Genomic DNA, 20,700 nt, shown 5'->3' with positions numbered 1-20,700 from the left:
GACGCAACCAAGTTTTAATGTATTAAAGCATGGAAGCACTGTAGAAAAAACGCGTTAAAACCTAGGTTTGCGAGATACATTTTTCTGTCATATGATGGCTACATTACAGACAGTTTATTTAGAATATTCTGTCTATATAAAGAATGAATAAGGAGCGGTGAAAATGGTAGAAAAAATGGGTCAAACACCTAAAGCAAAAAAAGAGGAAGTTTTTCCAGTCAAAAATGTTCATTACGTCGAGATTTATACGGGAAATGCTAAGCAGGCTGCTTATTTTTACGCTAAAGCATTTGGTTTTAAGCTTGTGGCTTATAAAGGACTGGAAACTGGTTCACGTGACCGTGTCTCCTATGTAATGGAACAGGGGACCATCCGTTTAATTTTAACTGGTTCATTATTAGATAGTACTGACATTGCTGCATTTATTAAGACTCATGGCGAAGGAGTAAAAGATATTGCCCTTCTCGTAAAAGATTTAGAGAAAACATATGCAGGTGCCGTTGAAAGAGGAGGCATCCCTATCCGGAAGCCATGGATTGAAGAGGATGAAAACGGCAAAGTAAGAAAAGCCATTCTCGGTACTTACGGCGATACGATTCACACGCTTGTAGAACCACTTGATTATAAAGGCGTATTTATGCCGGGGTTTGAAGCGCGTGATGACATCTTATCTGCACTGCCTACAGGCTTAATCGGTGTTGACCACCTCGTTGGTAATGTAGAAGTAATGGATGAATGGACGAGTTATTATGAAAAAGTATTTGGCTTTACTGTTCTTAAACATTTTGATGATGAAGATATTTCGACTGAATACTCTGCGCTAATGTCCAAAGTGATGATGAATGGTACAGGTCGCATAAAGTTTCCTATTAACGAGCCAGCTGAAGGAAAACGGAAATCTCAGATTCAAGAATACCTAGATTACTATAATGGCCCAGGCGTTCAGCATCTTGCCCTGTTGACAAACGATATTATTGGTACCGTGGCTGCATTAAGAGCAAATGGTGTGGAATTCCTGACTACCCCTGATACTTATTATGAAGATCTCGCCAATCGTGTGGGAGAAATCGATGAAGATGTAAAACGCCTTCAAGAACTGAATATTCTAGTTGATCGTGATGATGAAGGGTATTTGCTCCAAATCTTTACAAAACCGCTTGTGGACCGCCCAACCTTGTTTATCGAAATTATTCAGCGTAAAGGTGCGCTAGGTTTCGGTGACGGAAATTTCAAAGCATTATTTGAATCGATTGAACGTGAACAAGCACTCCGTGGAAACATTTAATTTTTAAACCGGTCATACCGAGTTGATATCCGGTATGACCGCTTTTAACAGGAGGTGTAAGACGATTGCTAACAAAAGTCAATGTAAAGTGGAAAGAGGATGCGGTCAGTCATTTCATGACAGAACTTATTGATTATGCTGGACTGTTTCCGCCAGCTGCCCTTTCCCTTACGGAAGCAATAAAAAATTATCATTCGTATATCCATGGACCGAATAGCTGGATGCTTGGTCCATTTGTTCTCCCCGCTTCCCGATTGGGTGAACTGGAACCTTTTAGGGAGCAATTTAATGATCAGTATCCGCTTCGATTATCTGTTATCCTTAACAACTCTTGGAAGTTTGAAGCGGATTTAATGGATGCACAACACTTTTTGGAAACCTACAAAAATGCAGGTTGTATAGAAGCCATTGAAGTCCCGCTTCCCTCACAGGTTGATTTCGCGTGTTTAGAGGAACTTGATAAACAGATTGCATGTTACCGGATTTTTTGTGAAATAACAGGAACGAATGAGCAGCTGCTAGCTAAGTTAGATTTGATTCAGAAGATCAATAAAATATCATCAAGGAGTTTCGGTATTAAATATCGTATGGGTGGCATTACTTCAAACATGTTTCCTTCTGAGAAACAAGCAGCATTTGTTATCCATGAAACCAAACAGCGAGGACTGGCCCTTAAATTCACAGCCGGCCTTCATCATCCAATCCGCCAATACCGAAAAGAAGTCGAAACATTTATGCATGGTTTCGTTAATGTTTTCACTGCTTCGATCATGGTATACTGCCGTTCAGTTAACAAAGCTACCATCCAAGAAATATTGCTTGATGAGAACAGCACCAACTTTTCATTTACTACAGACACACTTTCCTGGCGTAACTTGATCGTCAGTTCTTCTGAGATCAATCATGCCCGCAATTTTTTTGCTGCTTCATATGGGAGCTGCAGCTTTGATGAGCCGCGGGAAGAACTAGGAGAGCTTGCGATTTTTCATGGGGAGGGAGTACGGTGAACCATTCGTTTATCAAAACAAAACCAGATTCGCATTTTCCTATTCAAAACTTACCATACGGCATTTTTCAAAAAAAAGGCCATTCCCCGCGTGTCGGTACAGCCATTGGTGATTATGTTCTTGATTTATCTGTGATCGACGAAGCAGGATTATTTGACGGCACAGGAGCAGAAAGGAAAGATATTTTTTCTGCTTCTTCCCTTAATCCATTTATGGCCCTTGGCCGTCCTGTCTGGGGAGCTGTTCGTTCGAAACTTCAATATCTTTTAGATGCAGACACGCCTGAGATTCGTGATAATGAAGAACTCCGCTCAAAAGCGTTTCACTTAAGGGCTGATGTGCAAATGCTTCTCCCAGCTGAGATTGGGGACTATACAGATTTTTACGCCTCTAAGGAGCACGCCACCAATGTGGGAACGATGTTTAGAGGAAAAGATCAGGCACTGATGCCAAACTGGAGACACCTGCCAGTTGGCTATCACGGACGGGCTAGTTCTGTCGTTCCAAGCGGGACGCCCGTAAGACGCCCTTTAGGACAGCGAAAACCTCAGGATTCAGAGTATCCGGTTTTCGGACCATCTATCCAACTTGATTTTGAACTTGAAATGGGCTGGTTTATAGGACCAGGCAACAATCTTGGAGAACCCATTTCAGTTAATAAAGCTGAAGACCATGTTTTTGGGCTCGTACTTGTAAATGACTGGAGTGCGCGTGATATACAAGCGTGGGAGTACCAGCCGCTTGGCCCATTCCTAGCTAAAAATTTTGCTACTTCCATCTCCCCTTGGGTTGTGCCGTTAGAAGCACTAGAGCCGTTCCGCGTAGCAGGACCGAAGCAGGAACCGAAACCGTTGCCTTACCTGCAGCAAACGAAAGATGGCGCCTTTAATATTAACCTTGAGGTTTATTTGACCCCAGAAAATCAGGAGGAAGCAACGAAAATTACCAAGACCAACTTTAACTATATGTATTGGTCAATTGCCCAGCAGGTAGCTCATCATACCATTACAGGGTGTAACATGCGACCTGGTGACATGCATGCTTCCGGAACAATCAGCGGGCCGGATCGTGCAGAACGTGGAAGCCTGCTTGAACTGACCTGGCGCGGTGCAAAACCGCTTCAGCTTAATGGCGGAGGTGAACGCTGCTGGGTCGAAGATGGAGACACAATAACCATCAACGGCTGGTGTCAAGGAGACGGATATCGAATAGGCTTTGGTGAAGTAAGCGGCAAAGTATTACCAGCCGTTTCAATCACTGACATATTAGACGCCGAAAAAATGGAAATTTAACCGTTTTAATAAAAAGGTTAATGGAAGGAGTTTTTAATTATGACACATTACATTAAAATGGGACGCATTCCCCATAAACGTCATACTCAATTTCGTCAAGAAGACGGAAGTCTCTATTATGAGCAATTGATGGGCACAAAAGGGTTCTCTAGTATTCAATCGCTTATTTACCACATCAATCAGCCAACACAAGTAAAGAAAGCTGAAAAAATTCGTGATATACGGTATGAATATGAGGAAAAAGGAGCTCTGAGACACCGGCATTTCCGGACATGGAACACGGAAGCGGGTGGTGACTTTCTTGAAGCACGGAAAATTTTCATGGCAAACGATGATGTGGCGTTAGGAGTCGCACGACCCAATCAACAGATGGATTATTTTTACCGTAATGGTGAAGGTGATGAATTGATATTTGTACATGAAGGAACGGGCAAAATTGAAAGTATTTTTGGCGAATTAAGTTTTCGGCCAGGTGACTACCTCGTTATTCCAATCGGAACAACCTATCGCGTTGTTTTGGAATCAGAAGAAGCCCGCTTTTTTATCGTTGAATCGAATTCGTCCATTCTAACACCAAAACGCTACAGGAATGAATTTGGCCAACTTCTTGAGCATTCCCCTTTTTGTGAGCGTGATATCAGAACACCAGAAAAATTAGAGCCGAAAAATGAAAAAGGCGAATTTGAAATTCGAGTACGTGCACAAGGAATGATCACTTCCTATACCTATGATTTCCATCCGCTCGACGTTGTGGGATGGGATGGTTATCTCTATCCTTACGCATTCAGTATCCATGACTTTGAACCGATCACCGGACGTGTTCATCAGCCACCTCCAGTACACCAAACGTTTGAGGCGCATAATTATGTAATATGTTCCTTTGTGCCGCGTTTGTACGACTATCATCCCGAAGCTATCCCTGCACCTTATGTACATAGCAATGTGGATAGTGATGAGGTTCTCTATTATGTGGACGGTGACTTTATGAGCCGCCGCGGCATTGAACAAGGATCCATCACCCTTCATCCGAGCGGACTCCCGCATGGGCCGCATCCAGGGAAAATTGAAGCAAGTATTGGCAAAAAAGAAACCCAGGAACTGGCAGTCATGGTTGATACATTCCGCCCCCTTTATATCGTAAAGGATGCTCATGCTCTAGAAGACGAGAAGTATATGAGCAGCTGGCTTGTAAAATAATTCACAACAGCATCTATGCCGAAGCGGGATTCTATTTTACTTCGGCATTTTTTGGATACTGACTACTCTAATTAGAAAACAATCCTATAGCAAGCTGATCAGCTGTAAAACTCGATGAAACATAGTAGGTGATTTAAAACTATAAATATAAATCTTTTTCTTCAAATACCTTTATTTTATTAATACGGGTTTCGTGTCTGCCACCTTGAAAAGGTGTTGTCAGCCATATTTTAGCAATTTCCCGAACTAATCCCGGTCCTATGACACGCTCTCCCATTGCTAATATATTTGAATCGTTATGCTCCCTTGTCGCTTTCGCACTGAAAACATCATGTACGAGAGCACACCGAATTCCCAATACCTTATTTGCGGCAATACTCATCCCAATACCTGTTCCACAAATTAAAATCCCTCGATCAACTTCACCGTTTGCAACTTTTTCAGCTACCGGAATCGCATAATCTGGATAGTCAACAGATGTACTGCATTCACATCCAAAATCGACATACTCAATATTCAACTCTTCCATTAAAGAGATGATTTCCTTCCGTATCGTTATGCCCCCATGATCTGATGCAATTGCTACTTTCATTACTTTCACCCCTCATATATAATAGTTAGTCGCTCTTCTTAGGAACCTCAAAATAGGAAAACCCTTCTTGTTTCCTAATCAGAGATTCTATATAACAATTTAATAACAAATAGAGATATCCTAATTAAGATTAGCTTTTGTTGAAAAAGTGCAAAGTGTTTCTAGCAATCTATTAACTCGATGATCATCGAGTGCTTTTATGCAGATTACATGAATATATCTAAGATCATAATAGATCCTAACCCAACTATTGAAGTAATTGTTGAAATGACACTGTAGGTTGCAAACGTTTCTTTCATGCTCATTCCCATATATTCTTTTACCATCCAAAAAGCTGCATCATTTACATGTGATGCCATACAACTACCTGCCCCAGTAGCAAGTGTGACAAGAACTAGGTTAGCATCTGGTGTTTGACTAAGTATCGGAATAACTAAACCCGCTGTTGATAAAGTTGCAACCGTTCCAGATCCTAAAGCAATACGCAACAATGCCGCAACGGTCCACGCAAGCTAGATTGGCGAAATAGAAGTATCTTCAAATAGCTTAGCAATATAATCACCCACACCGCCATCAATAAGAACCTGTTTTAAAGCTCCACCTCCACCTATAATGAGGAGTAACATTCCTAATGCATTAATAGCTGAAGAACAAGAACTCATCAATTTTTTTATAGGAATTTTTCTTGCAATTCCCATCGTATAAACGGCAAATAGCAATGAAATCACAATGGAGGTTGAAGCGTTTCCAATAAAACGCATAAAGATAATAAACCCATTATCTGCAAATCCAACTGTCTTTTGTAACATATCAAATGCTGATCCTATGGTTATTAAGATTACTGGAAATATTGCTGTAAATACGCTAATACCAAATCCTGGTGTATCTTCTAATTCAAAATGCTTGTGTTCACCTATTGATTCAATTTTTCTATTAGTACTAAATATATCTGGCATAAATCTTTCAACAAGCCTCGGATACAAAACACCCGCTATAATAACTGTTGGGATGGCGATAATAATACCAACAATTAATACCTTACCAATATCTGCACCATATTCCGAAGCAACGGCTGTTGCCCCTGGGTGTGGTGGAAGAAAAGAATGTGTAGCTAGCAAAGTTGCGCTCATGGGAAGACCTAATTTGATGATAGAAATGTTTAATTCTTTTGCAATTGTAAAGATTATTGGAATTAAAAGAACAAATGCTACTTCATAAAATAAGGTAATACCTACGATAAATGAAGCAACCACAACGGCCCACTGTATCTTCTTTTCCCCAAATTTGTTAATTAAGGTCATTGCAATCCGATGGGCTCCTCCGGCATCTGCTATTAATTTTCCAAGCATGGCTCCAAGTCCAAAAATTAGACCTATATGACCAAGTGTGCCTCCTATACCGCTTTCAATTGATGAAACGATATTTTCTGCTGGAATCCCTAATAACAAGGCTACTACAAATGAGACAATAATTAATGAAAAAAATGTATTTAATTTAAATCCCATTATTAAGATAAGTAGTAAGATAACCCCGATAGCTGTATATAATAATGGCATAATAATCCTCTCCAAATCATTTAATTATATCATTTATATAAATAGGCATACCAACCAATATGATATGCCTGTCTAAAAATTAGTTAACTATTAATCCATATGTGATCCACCGTTAATATCGATTTCCTCACCAGTAATATAAGAAGCTTCTTCTGAAGCTAAGAAAGCAATAGTTGAGGCAATTTCTTCTGTTTCACCTGGTCTGCCCATTGGAATTCCAGCAATAACATTTTTCGCATCTTCTTCTGGAAGTGATTTCCAAATCTCAGTATTAATAAGACCTGGTGCAAAACAGTTTACAGTAATGCCATCTGTTGCAACTTCACGAGCTAAGTTTTTAGAGAATCCTAATACAGCAGCTTTAGATGCAGAATAGTGTGCTCCGCCGAATACTCCGCCTCCTCTTTTTGCAGATACAGAGGAAAGACTTACAATTCTACCAAACTTTTGTTTTTTCATTGTGTCTAATACCGCTTGAGTACATAAGAATAATCCAAACATATTAACATTAAAGACTTTTGTGATATCTTCAATTGTCATATCTTCAACTGTCACTTTTTGTGAAATTCCTGCATTATTAACTAGAATGTCAATACGACCATATTCTGCTAGAACCTTTTCAACCATCGCATCAACTGATTCTTTGTTCGTTACATTGAGCTCTACCCCTAACGCCTTTCCGCCAGCTTCTTGAATCGCATTTACTGTATCTTGGATTCCATCTACATTTAAATCAGCTATGACAACGGCTGCTCCTTGCTTTGCAAGTGTTAGGGCAATTGTACGTCCAATCCCTTTTTTTGAACCGCTTCCTGTAACAATTGCTACTCTATCATTTAATTCAAACATGTTCTTATTCTCTCCTCAAGTTAATAGTTTTATAATTAGAATTTGCTATTAAAGCATTTCTTTTGCAGTGTTAATAATATTTTCAACAGTAATGCCATTTAGTTCTAACAGTTTTTCATATGGAGCAGATTGTCCAAACTGATCTTGAACACCTATTCTTCTAACCTTTCCTTTGCCTTCTTCAGCAGCTACTTCACATACAGCGCTTCCTAGTCCGTTTAAAATATTGTGATCTTCAACCGTAATGATTCGGCCTAATTCGAGGCACTCTACGACAGCTTCGCGATCGATTGGTTTAATCGTATGCATATCTAGTAATTTGACAGAAATCCCTTGTCTTTCTAATTCCTTTGTTGCGTCTAAAGCAAGACGAACCGTGTCACCATTTGCAATAATAGCGATATCATTTCCATCTTTTAATTGTTTCGCCTTACCAATTGTGAACTCTTCATTTTCATCGTAAATGACTGGAACCATGTCTCTAGTAAAGCGCAGATATACCGGTCCATATATATTGGCAGCCTGCTCGACTAGTTTTCTAGTAGAATAGTAATCAGCACCCATAATGACCGTCATATTCGGGAAACTTCTTAATACCCCCATATCTTCAATCGCTTGGTGACTTCCGCCATCATTAGCAGGTGTTAGTCCCCCATGAGAACAAGCGATTTTAACATTCAAATTTGGGTAGCAAACCTCTTGCCTAATTTGCTCAGCCATCCTTAACGAACCAAATACTGCGTATGTGCTTACAAACGGGATCTTACCTGTCGTAGCAAGCCCGGCAGCTAAACCGGCAGCATTTTGCTCAGCAATTCCGACATTAATATGCTGATCAGGTAATTCCTTAATGAAACCAGTTGTTTTACATGATTTGGCAATATCAACATCAATGACGTAAATATTTTTATTTTCCTTACCTAATTTTACTATTTCATCACCAAAGGCTTGTCTTGTCGCTATTTTTTTCGTTAGAGTTTTTTCCAAGATGCTCATTATTTTAAACCTCCTGCGATTTCTTCGATTGCCTGTTTGTACTCTTCATCATTAGGCGCAATACCATGCCATTCGGCAACATCTTCCATATAAGAAACGCCTTTTCCTTTTACCGTGTCAAGGATGATACATTTTGGTTTTCCATTTTTTAATTCTCTAATTTCATCTAATGTTTCCACAATTTCTTCCATGGAGTGTCCATCAATTCGTTTTGTTTCAAAACCGAATGCTTCAAATTTTTTCTCTAAATCTAAAACTGGCATTACCTCATCTGTGAAGCCATCGATTTGAAGTCTGTTATGATCAACAAAGACAATTAAATTATCTAGCTTGCATTTTACTGCTGTTTGTGCTGCTTCCCAAATTTGACCTTCTTGGCACTCGCCATCTCCTAGTAAAGAGAACACACGGTAATTTTTCTTATCTCTTTTTCCTGCGATTGCCATACCTACACCACAAGAAAGTCCTTGACCTAAAGAACCTGTTGAAATATCGATACCTGGGCACTTTTTCATATCAGGATGCCCTTGGAATGGAGAACCATATTCTCTTAACGTATAGACCGTTTCATATGGGACATAACCTAGTAGGGCTAATGCAGAATATTGGATTGGGCAAACATGACCTTTTGAAAGGACAAATCTGTCACGGTCTTCCCAAGTAGGATTTTTCGGATCAATGTTCATTTCTTTAAAATATAGCGCTGTCATAAGATCCGCAGCTGAGAGTGAACCTCCCGGATGACCAGATTGTGCATTGTGAATCATCGTTAAAGCTGTTTTTCGCATTTCAATCGCTTTTTCTTTTAATTCTTCTATACTTATGTTTTTCATCTCTGTCACCTCAATTAAGACTTTTAAAAATTCTAAACTTTCGACCTTGTTTACTTGTCTACTAAGTTATCCTGTATGTGTAGTATACATTTCTTGTCGCAATTTGTCTACTAAGTATACAAAAAATTCATCTTAATTTTTTTATTAATTTCTTTCACTGAAAAAGAGGCATAGTTTTTAAGACAATACGTTTGTATCTTAAGGACTTACACAATAAACACAGCTAACGAACAAACCTTTAGTTTATTAGACATTCACAATTAAACTAGAAAAAACACCATATCGACATGGGTCGATGTGGTGTTTTTTCTAGTTTAAAATATTTATTTTTCCTTCTGATACTAATAACAAAGGATAGACATTGGATCATCATAGTGCAAGAGATGTGGCACGCAAAATCGTATACTATTCTTTACAAAAAGAACGTAAACATTCCAATGCATTCATTCAACTTTCATTTAATTTTCATCAGTTTTTTATTTTCAGTACCGTCCCGGTCAATGACAATCATTTCCCAATATTCCAGGCTAGGAAGAGTGATTACTAACTCTTCTTTTTCCCATCTGTATTGAATTTTACTTAATTCTCCTTCATTACGATCCGGACTTGCTGTATAAACCTTTAAGTTAGGTAATTCATGTTCACTCTTACCGATTGGGTATCTTACTGATAAATTCTTATACACATCCGGTTTTGATGCTGCATTTCGCCAATTAGCGTCATTATTTAGTAGATTAACAAGATGAACGACATCGTAGTCTTCAAAGCCTTTATTATTTTTATTTTCACGGACTATAGACCAGATTGTATTTTTTTCTCCATCTCTGCTAACCTTAAGCGGCTGTCCCTTGTTTTCTACTTTAATCATCGAATCCGTTTCTTTACTATCAAATAAAAGATTTTCATAAGCAGCAAAGAATTTATAATAATCTTTCATCGATTCTTTTAAGGAACTGCTCATTTTTTTGCTTCGATTCGGGTAATATTCATGAGCCAACATGTTTGGCCCTTCTTTATATTTTTCCGCAGTACCGATTTCAATATGTGTTGCTCCCATTGCAGCTAAACCAGCATCCATTAAACGAACAGAAGGCTCGTCGAAAAGTCCAACGGTCATACGGCGCAAATTAATGGAACCTTTCTGTCCTTTTTCCTGTTTCAATGTCACTTTATGTTTCCCAGCTGATAAATGTGGTAAAACAACGTAGCCATCCTCACTATATGAGTCAATATTTCCCGTACTTTTAAATGCAACGGTGTAAGGGTTGCCTTTTTCATCTAGCACCGGTTTTCCATCTACATAAATTGTTCTTGCTGTTTCTGCTCCTGCATTCGCATATGTGAAAATAAAACTTGTTTCTCCTTCTTCTTTTAAATCAACATCAAATGTTACTTCGTCCCCTACATGACTAAAATTTAATAGTGTGTCTTTATAGATGTACATTGGCGGAAGGGCGGTCGCAGATTCAGCATGATACCTTTTATCTTTAATTTGTAAATAATCTAGCTTTACACCATCATCATCTATGTTTTCAACTTGAATCGTGATTGTGTTTTTCCCTTCTTTTAAAGGAATTTCTTTCATCGTAAGATCTTGCCACCCGTTACTAGATGGGAAAAGAATATTTTCGATTTTTTCTTCATTTACATATACGGAACGATTTGCATTACGCTTTGAGGCACTATCATTGTTATATCTCCAAGTTACATCATACGTTCCTGCTTTTGGACTATGAATATCAAAGGATAAGAAATCCCCTTCATCTTGAAAACCGTAAATATGTCCAATCGTTGTTGAGATTCCATGACCTTCAGGTGCAAATTCAGCTTCTTCAACCTGGTATTCCTCATCACCAACAAGTAAGCTATCTAAATTGATATACTCACCGCTTGATGCTAGTTCAAAGACAACTTCATGTTTTCCGGCAGGTATGGTTGCTTTTATTGATTTTTCAACCATTGCTCCGTCCCAGCCACCTGGTGTACTGGAGAATACGTTTTCTGAAATTGTTTTTCCATCCACATACATGTTGTTTGAAGGAATCAATTCTCCATCAACATAGATATTTACTCTAGGATTGTTTGCCGTTCGATATTTAAAGCTAAGAGTGCGTGTCTCCTTTTTGTTATTTACAGTAAAAATTACTCGTTGACCTTTATTCCCCAGATTGTTCGTAATTCCAGGAGCCGTGGAAACCTCGCTTGTTTTTGCTATAACAGGACTCCAACCGAGTTCAGCTTGCTCCGCTTCTATAAAGGTATTATTTATTTCAAATTTGTCTATTTCAATTCCTGTTTCATCGGTTTGATCCTCCATCTTCAATTGAATCTCATTTATACCATTATAAAGATAAATGTTTGTTTCAACTTTACTCCAATTATCTCCGCTCGTTTGCGGCAGATGTACAACTCCTGCTTTTTTCCCATTCACTAGCAAGCTGCGTTTTGTTTCTTGGCCATTGTTCTTATAGAAAATAGAAATCGGAACCTCTTTTGCATTTTCTGAATCGATTTTGAATGTGAGATAATCTCCCTGTTGTTTAAAGTTGCTAATCTGATTTATTGCTTTTTCGATTAAAGGCTTCTTTGTTGGTTCCCAGCCGACTATGGCTTTTTCAGCCTGGTATCGTGTATCTCCAACAAACATGTAATCAATCTTTGCACCTGTATCATTAACATTTTCTACTTTTAATATGACTTTATTTTTACCAGCTTTTAATGGTACTTGAATGGCTTCTGAGTTTTTAAATGACTCCCATCCCCCAGTTGGTTCTAATTTAATAGAATCACTAACGAGCTCATCATTAACAAACAAATGACGATTGACTGCCACTCTTTCTACACCATAATGAAAGCTAATCGGATATGTGCCTGATTCAGCTGCATTTACCGTAAATTCAATAAAATCACCATCTGTTTCAAAATGATAGACATGCCCATATTTATCTACTTTACAGCTAATAAGCTCTGCGTCCTCTGCTTCATATTCCTTTTCAAAAAAATCATTTTTAAGGATAATACTATCTACGTTTAACCAAAGATTATTCGTATTTAATTGCAGTTTGATTTCGTTTGTACCTTTTTTTAAATCTAACGTTACATTTTTAATAGCAATAGGATTTCCCCAGCCTGTTTTTTCATTAAAGGATATAGCGCTTTCTGCAAGTTGATCATTGACCGATAATTTCCCTTCAGGACTTTCACCATTATCATGTCCGTATTTAAGATCAACCTGATATGTTCCGGCTTCAGGAACATCAACAGTCCATATAATCTGATCCTCATCTTTTTTGCCGAAATCTCCAACCCAGCCTGGAACAATTTGAATCCGTGAGATAAATTGCTCTGACTTAGGAACTCCTTTGACATCGGCTGCTTCATAGTGATTTCCTGCAGCCTGCTTATAATTCATATAACCAGCGATAACAACTGCTTTTCCGCCATTTGTTTCCCGGGTTTCTTCCACCACTTTTACGAGATCACGGTAGTTGTCTTTATCCTGCCAAATTTCACTGTAATCAAAATCTGTTTTCGTTGATTCTATCGGAACATCCTGATAGCCTTCATTGCCGCCAACCATGTTAAACGTTACAACGCTCTTGTTCTTGTCATTATTTTCCAAGGAAGCTTTTACAGAATTAATAAGAGAATCATAGTCTTTCGAAAAATGACGTTTATTTCCTTCATAATCATATAAATAATCATTATCGTGAAAGCCCCACTGATCAAGGTGCATTCCGTCAAAGCCAAATTCATTAACGCTTCTTACAAACTCTTTGTTTATGTAGTTTTGCCATTCTTTATTTCCTGGGTCTTGAAGAAATAAACCTGTTGGCGGATTTACCCAATCAAAGAAAAAACCTTCCTGATCAGCTATAGAAGGATGCGGAAACTTTGCTGTTTTCTTATAAAGTCCCCATTCCTTTTTTACACCAAATGCTTCATAATTTTCCCTGGCCGCATAGTTCATTTGATAGGCCATTGCTGCTGCGTTGTATTTTTGCGCTGCATTAATTTGCTGTTTTACTGTTAGGGGATAAAGTTTACGTCCTAATAAATCATCGTAAGCAGTAACTTTATTGATCTCTTCAATAATAAAATTCCCATTTTCATCTAAAATCGGATTGCCTTTGCTGTCTGTTTTGGAATAGACAGATACATCATGGCGCCACATCCAGTCATAAAATTGAAACCCATTTAAGTAGTATTCCTGTGTTAGCTGCTTTATTTTCTTTTCACTTTCTGACGCTGACTCTTGAGGAAATTCGGTTGTATAGCCGTAGCGTGGAAAACGCGTCCAATCACTTGAAACATCTATCGCTGCTGTAAGCACTTGATCTGAACCCTCAATTGAGGCTTTAACCAGATAACCACGAAAATCATTAGCAGGCGGTGTCCACTCAATTTCCAATCCTTTCAGATTCTTTTTAACCTGTATATTTTTCTTCCCTTCAGCTATTTTTTCGTTTAAATGGAAGACCTCTAGATTTAGCTTCCCTTTCCAATCTTTTGAAGTATCAAATAAAAAGGACATTTTTACTTTTTCATCTGGATTATATCTTGCTTTGTCTACTAATAATGCTTGAATTGGTTCATCAGGGAGCTGCTTTTTACTTGTTGAAATTTGTTGTGAACTGACCTGCTGTATTATTGTTTGGGCATTTGTTATATGTGTTACACTCAATGATGTCAAAGCCAAATTTAAGGCAACTAAACCAGCAAGCTGCAGCTTTCGTTTGCGTTTAGATAATTTCATGCCTTTCCTCCTTCATTTAAAATAATATAAGAAAGCGTTGTCAAAAAAAACCCAAAAATATTAGATGACTCTCCTTTCATAGATTTGGTGTATTTTCTTATTTCCATTGTAAAAACGTAACCGCTAACATTAAGAAAAAAGTGTCATATATTATGTTTCTATTATTGATTGATAGGAAAATATATCCTAAATCTCTTTAAAAACAACAATTTTCAAAACTAAATGAGTCTTTTACCTTCTTTAAACCATATAAAGCAACAGGATAGAATAATTGGTTCGATTTATACAAATTTATTTTAGCTAAATACTTCACCTTATAAATCTCTCTGAATATTAATCAACTATTACCGTTTTTCCGCTTTCTGCAGACTGAATGATTCGTTCAAGCACTTTTTGGTTTTGATAGCCGTCATAGAAAGTCGGCGTTCCCGTCTGCTGATTGTTTGTTACCAGGTCAGCAAAATCTTCGAGTTGCTGTCTCTTATAACTTTCAGGAACTTTTTTTGTTTTAAAAATTAGCCGGTTATCTGTTCCATCACTGATGCAAATGTCGATCTCATCCGGCCGTTCGCAATTGACATGTATCGTACCATAATCACCGTATAATGTTACTTCGTGCTGGTTCCCTGACCCAACTGCATTTCTTGTCGTGATAAAATTGCCAATCACATGATTTACAAGCACCGCCTGAAAGCTCGCGTAGTCATCCACATCTACTACTATCATTTCTCCGCTGATTGGATCCTTTCTTTCGTGCACAAATGTTTCCATCAGTGCTGATACAGACTTGAATTCTCCAACAAAGAATCTGGCACTATCAATCATATGAGCACCTAAATCCCCAAGTGCTCCCGTCCCTGTAACAGCTTTATTAAAACGCCAGGCATAAGGTGCTTCGAATAGCGGTGCACCGAAAGATTGCAAATAACGGACAGCAATATGGCGAATTGCTCCAATCTGATTTTCTTCTAACAGCTTTTTCGCATAGCGAAATGATGGGACATAACGATAAGAAAATCCGACCATACATGGAATTGGCTGTTTTTCATATAACACTGCTAAAATCTCCGCCTCAGCAAAATTTAATGTAAAAGGCTTCTCTGCCATAATCGGCTTTTGATATTGAATGCATAATTCCAATGCCTTTGCGTGTAAAAAGTTAGGCACGATCGATATAACAGCATCAACATCCGGATCTGCAATCAAAGCTTCCATATTATTAAAACGCTTTTCTTGACTAATCCCTTCCTCTTCCCCAATTTTCGTTAAGAGTTCTTCATTCACATCACACAGAGCACCCAATTTTAATTGTTTCAATTCAGAGATCATTCTGCGATGGGCATTAGCCATTCCTCCAAGACCAATTAACCCTATAGTTATAACATCATTTTTGATCAAGTCTTTTCCTCCTTAAACAGCAAAGCTATTATATTAATATCTATTGTAAAATGATCATAGATAGAGGAGAATACTTTTATTGAAAGCGCTTAATTAAATACACCAATTCAGGAATATATAACACCAATTTATGCTATATCTACCTGCTATTTTTTGTACACCCTGTGTCAAGAAAGATGTGTGCAATCCTAAAACAAAATGCCTCCTTCCACAATACTGGAAGGAGGCATTTTGTTAAAAAAGAACTTGATACAGAACTCCATTTATATACCATTATCTTTCTTTTTAGCTTTTAGCAATTGATCAATTTCTGATGCAGCTTTTTTCAATCCTTCTTCTACACTGATCTTTTGAGTAAATATCAGCCTAATATAGTTATAATATACTTCATCAATTTTATCCCACTCTGCTACAGGCGGGCGCAGGAATGTTTGATCGATACTGTCTATATAACTTTTATAATAAGGATATTGCTTAATGATAGATGATATCTCAACAAGTCTATTTGTTGGTAATAAACCTGCATGTAATAAAGCTTTTTGCGGGGTTTCAGTTGTCATCCATTTAATAAAGGTCCAGGCTGCTTCTGGATGTTTCGTGCCTTTTGTCATCACGATATTTTCTCCGCCTAAGATAGATGAAGGACCGCCATTACTAGGGAAAGGAGCGGAAACGGTTTGTTCATTTATTAAAGAAATCTCCTCCAATGAATGAACACTATAAAACCAAGGCCCATCATCAATCATAAAATAGTTCCCGCTTCTAACACTTTGCCATGTTTCAGGGTAACCACTCACGATTTGAGGAGGAAGATATGAATTTTTAAATAATTCTACCAGTCTCTTAATAGCCTGAATGCTTTCCCTGCTATCAAGAAAACCAGATGCTCTTGAATAGGATGGATCCGTTAACCTGCCGCCTAGCCCATAAAAATATGATAAGCTCCCCCATGAAGAAATATGTGTCATCCCGATCTTCAGGTTGTGCTCCTTAACAACCTGAATTAACTCATCCATTGTTTTAGGGGGGGTTAATAAACCAGCATCTTTTAGTAATTGTTTATTATAAATCGCTGACTTTGTATTTGTATTTAAAGGAAGACCGTAATATTTTTGTTCATATAAATTAGATTCTAAAGGTGCTTCATAGAAGCGCTCCTTTACTTTCTTAAAGTCAGCAAATTGACTAACAGGATATAAAAGCTGAAGTTCAGCAAATTTTGGAACCCATGTAATATCCATTCTTATGATATCCGGTTTCCTATTTACTGAAGCTCTTGAAATAAGCGCTGACTTTAATTGTTCATTGTAGGATTGACGTAAAGGCTTTACATCGATTTCTGGATATTTTTGCTCAAATAAAGGAATCAATTCGTTTTCAAAGATTCTTGTTTCTTCCTCACTATACGTATGCCAAATCTCAATCTGAACAGGTGCTTTTTCTTCAAATGTCATTGTAGGGTGACGGTCATCAATGATTGTTTGATTTCCGCAACCTGATATTAGGGATAATAAGAACAATAATAGTATCATTAGGAGTCGGAGCATTTTGCATTTCCTTTCCGCTTACTTACTTCTGATGATGGATTCTAAAATCTCCAGGGGATAAGCCTGTTACTTTTTTAAATAACTTGCTAAAATATTTCACATCATTGAAGCCCGATTTTCTAGCAACTTCATAAACCTTTAATGTAGTGTGAAGTAATAGCTCCTTTGCCTTTTTGACTCTAAGATCAATGACATAATCAATGAAGTTTTGCTCAAGATATCGTTTAAATAGGATACTAAAATAATTTCTACTTATATGGATATGGTCGGCAACATTCTGGAGTGTCAAATCTTGTGTATAATGTTCATGAATATAATAAAGCGCTTTGTCCAAAAGTTCGTTATCCGAATAAGGCTTACTTTTCTGATCTGATAATAGTTGGTGACATTCATCGATTTTGATCATTAACTGATGACGAAGATCATGAAGCGACTCACATGCCTCTATTTCAGAGCATTTCTCCAATAATAAAGCATGATCTAATGACAAAAAAAGAGTTGTTAAAATATCACATGCTTCACTTTTAATTGAGGCAGGTGTCATATGTTCACTAGCCCATTGCTGATATCGTTCTTGTAGAAAAGATTTAATCTTTGCTTCTTCATACGGCAAAAGCCCCGTTATTTGCCCTTTGCTAATAGGCTCAAAGGAAGTTTGCTCCGGCGCTCGATACGTAAAGACATGTTCATTTTCATAAAAAAAGTGTCGTTGAGATGCAAAAAGGCTGCGCCGATAGCCGTCTATTATTTCCGTCCATTTAGTAATCACATCATAGCCAAACGAAAAACTTATATTTGTCTGCTTTTCTATTTTAGCTATTAATTGATGGGTAACTGCAAGAGGATCACCGTTTTTTTTTATAAAAAACAAAAGCTCATTTTCCCCTATCGGAAAACAAACCCCATCTTCTTCCTCCATATAAAAACGTTCTTGTATTTCTTCAAAGATCAGACTTTTATATAAAAAACCATACTTCTCTTCAACCATTCCAATTTGTTTCATTCTCATGCAAACGACAAGGAAAGGGAGATGACATCTCTCTTTCATACTGTTATCATTCACCGTCTCTTTTTTAAAAAGAATTCGTTTCATTTCTTGTTCAATCTTTTTTCTTACCTGAAGTCGCTCCGTACGTTCAACTATATCTAACTTTTGTTTAATTGTTTGCTCTTCATCTATCTTTTGTACACATTTTTGAATGGTCTTTAAAAAGGATTCAGGTTCCAAAGTTGGTTTTAAGAGGTAGTCTACTGCACCATGTGTCAGGCCTTCTCTCACATACTCAAATTCATTATAGCTGCTAACCAACACAACCTTTAATTTTGGGTTTAATCGCAATGCCTTTTTCATTAATGTTAATCCATCCATAACAGGCATTTTAATATCAGTAATAAGGATATCAACACAATTCGTATTCTCCATTGCATGTAATGCTTGCTGACCATTTGAAAAGTCACCAAGTAACTGGAGATTCTCCCTTTCCCAATTAATAGAGGATTTTAACCCAAATCTAATAATTGGCTCATCATCAACAATTATGACGGTATACATGTTATTCACCTCTACTTTATAGGGATCAATATTAGTTTCACAATCGTACCTTCTTTGCTGCTTTGAAGTTCCACTTTTGAGTCTTGATGAAAGTAAAGTTTTATCGAATCATACACATGCCTCAAACCGATTCCAACAAATGAATTTGTTTCATTAGCAGATTGTTTTAACTGCCTTAGCAGCTTATGATCTAACCCTATGCCGTTATCCCGGATTTCGATTTCAATAGCATTATTGATTTCCCTTCCAGTAATAGCAATTGTCCCTTCTTGACCAGTAGGAACAATTCCATGAAAAATGGCGTTTTCAACAATTGGCTGTAAAAGCATTCTTGGAAGTAAAAAATCTTCTAAACCTTTATCAAATTGAGTATGCAAAAAAAAGGTTTGTTCATAGCGAATTTGTAAAATAACCATGAACTTCTTGATCATTTCAATCTCTTCTTTGATCGTTATAAACGTTCCTGTCTTGCCCATATTTGCTTCTAACAAACTGGATAAAGCCGAGAGCGCGTGATTTGCACGCTCTGTTTGATTGAATTGTACTAACCAGCGGATTGTACTTAATGTATTAAATAAAAAATGGGGGTTAATCCGATGTTTAATCGCCCGCAGCTCCGCTTCCTGCTTATGAAATTGCTCCTCTTTCACCTGTTCCAGCAGATCCTCAACCTGGTTGATCATATGATTAAACTGAATACTCATCATCCCGATTTCATCAGTTGAATTCACGCTCGTTCGAACATTAAAATTCCCATTACCAACAAGCTTCATTTGATTCGTAAGGACATTGACTGGCTCAGTTACTCTTTTAGCTAGTATAATCCCAATAAATATAGCGACAATTCCAAACAATGCTGAAGCTATGATGATTATCCTCTGGATCGTTGTAATTTCACCTGTAATTTCGCTTACTGGTACAACCCCTACAATTGACCAGCCATTCCCAATTTGTTGTTTCACACCATAAAAATTTACTTCATTTTCTTTAAATTGAAATTCTTGTTTCTTACTTAAAATGTGCTTACGTAAATCTTTATTTTCAACAGGGGAATTAATCGATTGTATATCAGAATCAATCATAATTTTCCCATCTTCATCTACAACGAAAAAATGACCTGTTTTCCCAAGCTTTATTTGGTTGATTTTTTCTAAGATGGCATTCCCGTCCAAACAAACTTGGATGTACGCAATATTATTTAGGTTATCGAAATCCTTCATGACACGGCTGATTGGCAGTACAAGATCGGTATTTTCACCTGCACCGCTAAACCGGTCGTATTGAAGTCCTTCCCAGACTAATTCCCCATCTTTTTCAATTGATTTCTTTACCCATTCCAGCTGAGGGAGATCTACCATAGATAATTTAAACGGTGAAAACGACCCGCTCCCCCAGCTTGTCCCTTTATCCTTTAATACATAGATAATTCTTACAAAAGAACTCGAATAAATAGTTGAGTTTAGATAGGATGTAATATACTCTTGACTTGATTCAAATTCAGCAGGTGAAAGACTTTCGTGTAAATCTTTTTTTACAATTTCCTGAATCCGTTCATTACTATAAATAAGGTCCGCCATATCACTGCCATTAGAAAAAATATATGAAAGAGAATCTGCTGCTTGCCGCGCTATCTGAAGGGATGATTCTCTTACATTTTCTTTTACAATATTTGAAGCAGAATGATAGAAAAAGAAACTATTAAAAACCGTTGGGATTAAACATACAATTAGTATCGCTACGATAACCTTTACAGCAAATCTTTTTTTTAATAGTTCAGTTATCATTGTTTAATCCCTCTTTGTGTAACATATTCTTGTTTTTATCATATCTATCGATTTTA

General features: G+C 37.4%; 13 protein-coding genes and 1 pseudogene. 4 read left to right on the top strand and 10 right to left on the bottom strand.

Annotation, left to right across the window (positions count from 1 at the left end):
* Window positions 1-163 precede the first annotated feature (163 nt).
* The 4 genes from hppD to Q1B07_RS10370 all read left to right on the top strand — a co-directional run bounded on the left by hppD (window position 164) and on the right by Q1B07_RS10370 (window position 4,781).
* Window positions 164-1,285, top strand: coding sequence for a 4-hydroxyphenylpyruvate dioxygenase (gene hppD, locus Q1B07_RS10385; RefSeq protein WP_299092431.1), 1,122 nt, complete (start codon window positions 164-166; stop codon window positions 1,283-1,285).
* 65 nt (window positions 1,286-1,350) lie between these two features.
* Complete coding sequence (locus Q1B07_RS10380; RefSeq protein WP_299092433.1) at window positions 1,351-2,292, top strand: hypothetical protein; 942 nt, start codon at window positions 1,351-1,353, stop codon at window positions 2,290-2,292.
* Entirely contained in the window at window positions 2,289-3,584 is a 1,296-nt protein-coding gene (gene fahA / locus Q1B07_RS10375; protein WP_299092435.1) for a fumarylacetoacetase, read from the top strand. Before Q1B07_RS10380 ends, fahA begins: the two co-directional genes overlap by 4 nt.
* Window positions 3,585-3,623: 39 nt before the next feature.
* Window positions 3,624-4,781, top strand: coding sequence for a homogentisate 1,2-dioxygenase (locus Q1B07_RS10370; RefSeq protein WP_299092436.1), 1,158 nt, complete (start codon window positions 3,624-3,626; stop codon window positions 4,779-4,781).
* Between the two features lie 139 nt (window positions 4,782-4,920).
* Here the strand turns inward: Q1B07_RS10370 and rpiB are convergent, their stop codons facing one another.
* From rpiB to Q1B07_RS10320, 10 genes and pseudogenes are all read right to left on the bottom strand, one after another.
* Window positions 4,921-5,373, bottom strand: coding sequence for a ribose 5-phosphate isomerase B (gene rpiB, locus Q1B07_RS10365; protein WP_299092438.1), 453 nt, complete (start codon window positions 5,371-5,373; stop codon window positions 4,921-4,923).
* A 206-nt stretch (window positions 5,374-5,579) separates the two neighbouring features.
* Window positions 5,580-6,929 (bottom strand): annotated as a pseudogene (locus Q1B07_RS10360) (gluconate:H+ symporter).
* Between the two features lie 90 nt (window positions 6,930-7,019).
* Window positions 7,020-7,778 (bottom strand): SDR family NAD(P)-dependent oxidoreductase, encoded by a 759-nt coding sequence (locus tag Q1B07_RS10355; protein WP_299092440.1) that lies wholly within the window; start codon window positions 7,776-7,778, stop codon window positions 7,020-7,022.
* Between the two features lie 48 nt (window positions 7,779-7,826).
* A complete protein-coding gene (locus Q1B07_RS10350; protein WP_299092442.1) occupies window positions 7,827-8,774 on the bottom strand; it encodes a transketolase C-terminal domain-containing protein in 948 nt (315 codons plus the stop codon).
* Window positions 8,774-9,607 carry a transketolase gene (locus tag Q1B07_RS10345; protein ID WP_299092443.1) on the bottom strand — a complete coding sequence of 278 codons (834 nt, stop codon included), beginning with the start codon at window positions 9,605-9,607 and terminating at the stop codon, window positions 8,774-8,776. Before Q1B07_RS10345 ends, Q1B07_RS10350 begins: the two co-directional genes overlap by 1 nt.
* A 454-nt stretch (window positions 9,608-10,061) precedes the next feature.
* Window positions 10,062-14,363, bottom strand: coding sequence for a glycoside hydrolase family 66 protein (locus tag Q1B07_RS10340; protein ID WP_299092444.1), 4,302 nt, complete (start codon window positions 14,361-14,363; stop codon window positions 10,062-10,064).
* Window positions 14,364-14,696: 333 nt separating this feature from the next.
* Entirely contained in the window at window positions 14,697-15,761 is a 1,065-nt protein-coding gene (locus Q1B07_RS10335) for a Gfo/Idh/MocA family oxidoreductase (RefSeq protein WP_299092445.1), read from the bottom strand.
* Between the two features lie 263 nt (window positions 15,762-16,024).
* Window positions 16,025-17,308: an extracellular solute-binding protein gene (locus tag Q1B07_RS10330; RefSeq protein ID WP_299832696.1), complete on the bottom strand. Its 1,284-nt coding sequence runs from the start codon at window positions 17,306-17,308 to the stop codon at window positions 16,025-16,027.
* A 22-nt stretch (window positions 17,309-17,330) separates the two neighbouring features.
* Complete coding sequence (locus Q1B07_RS10325) at window positions 17,331-18,860, bottom strand: response regulator (RefSeq protein WP_299090294.1); 1,530 nt, start codon at window positions 18,858-18,860, stop codon at window positions 17,331-17,333.
* Window positions 18,861-18,871: 11 nt separating this feature from the next.
* The gene (locus tag Q1B07_RS10320; protein ID WP_299090293.1) at window positions 18,872-20,644 is read right to left on the bottom strand and encodes a sensor histidine kinase; all 1,773 of its coding nucleotides are present in this window, start codon (window positions 20,642-20,644) and stop codon (window positions 18,872-18,874) included.
* Window positions 20,645-20,700 lie beyond the last annotated feature (56 nt).

Origin of the sequence: uncultured Metabacillus sp. (genome assembly GCF_947503125.1) — a bacterium.
Classification (GTDB): Bacteria; Bacillota; Bacilli; order Bacillales; family Bacillaceae; genus Metabacillus.
The sequence above is the reverse complement of the archived record's forward strand: the minus strand, read 5'-3'. Positions and strand labels throughout refer to the sequence as shown.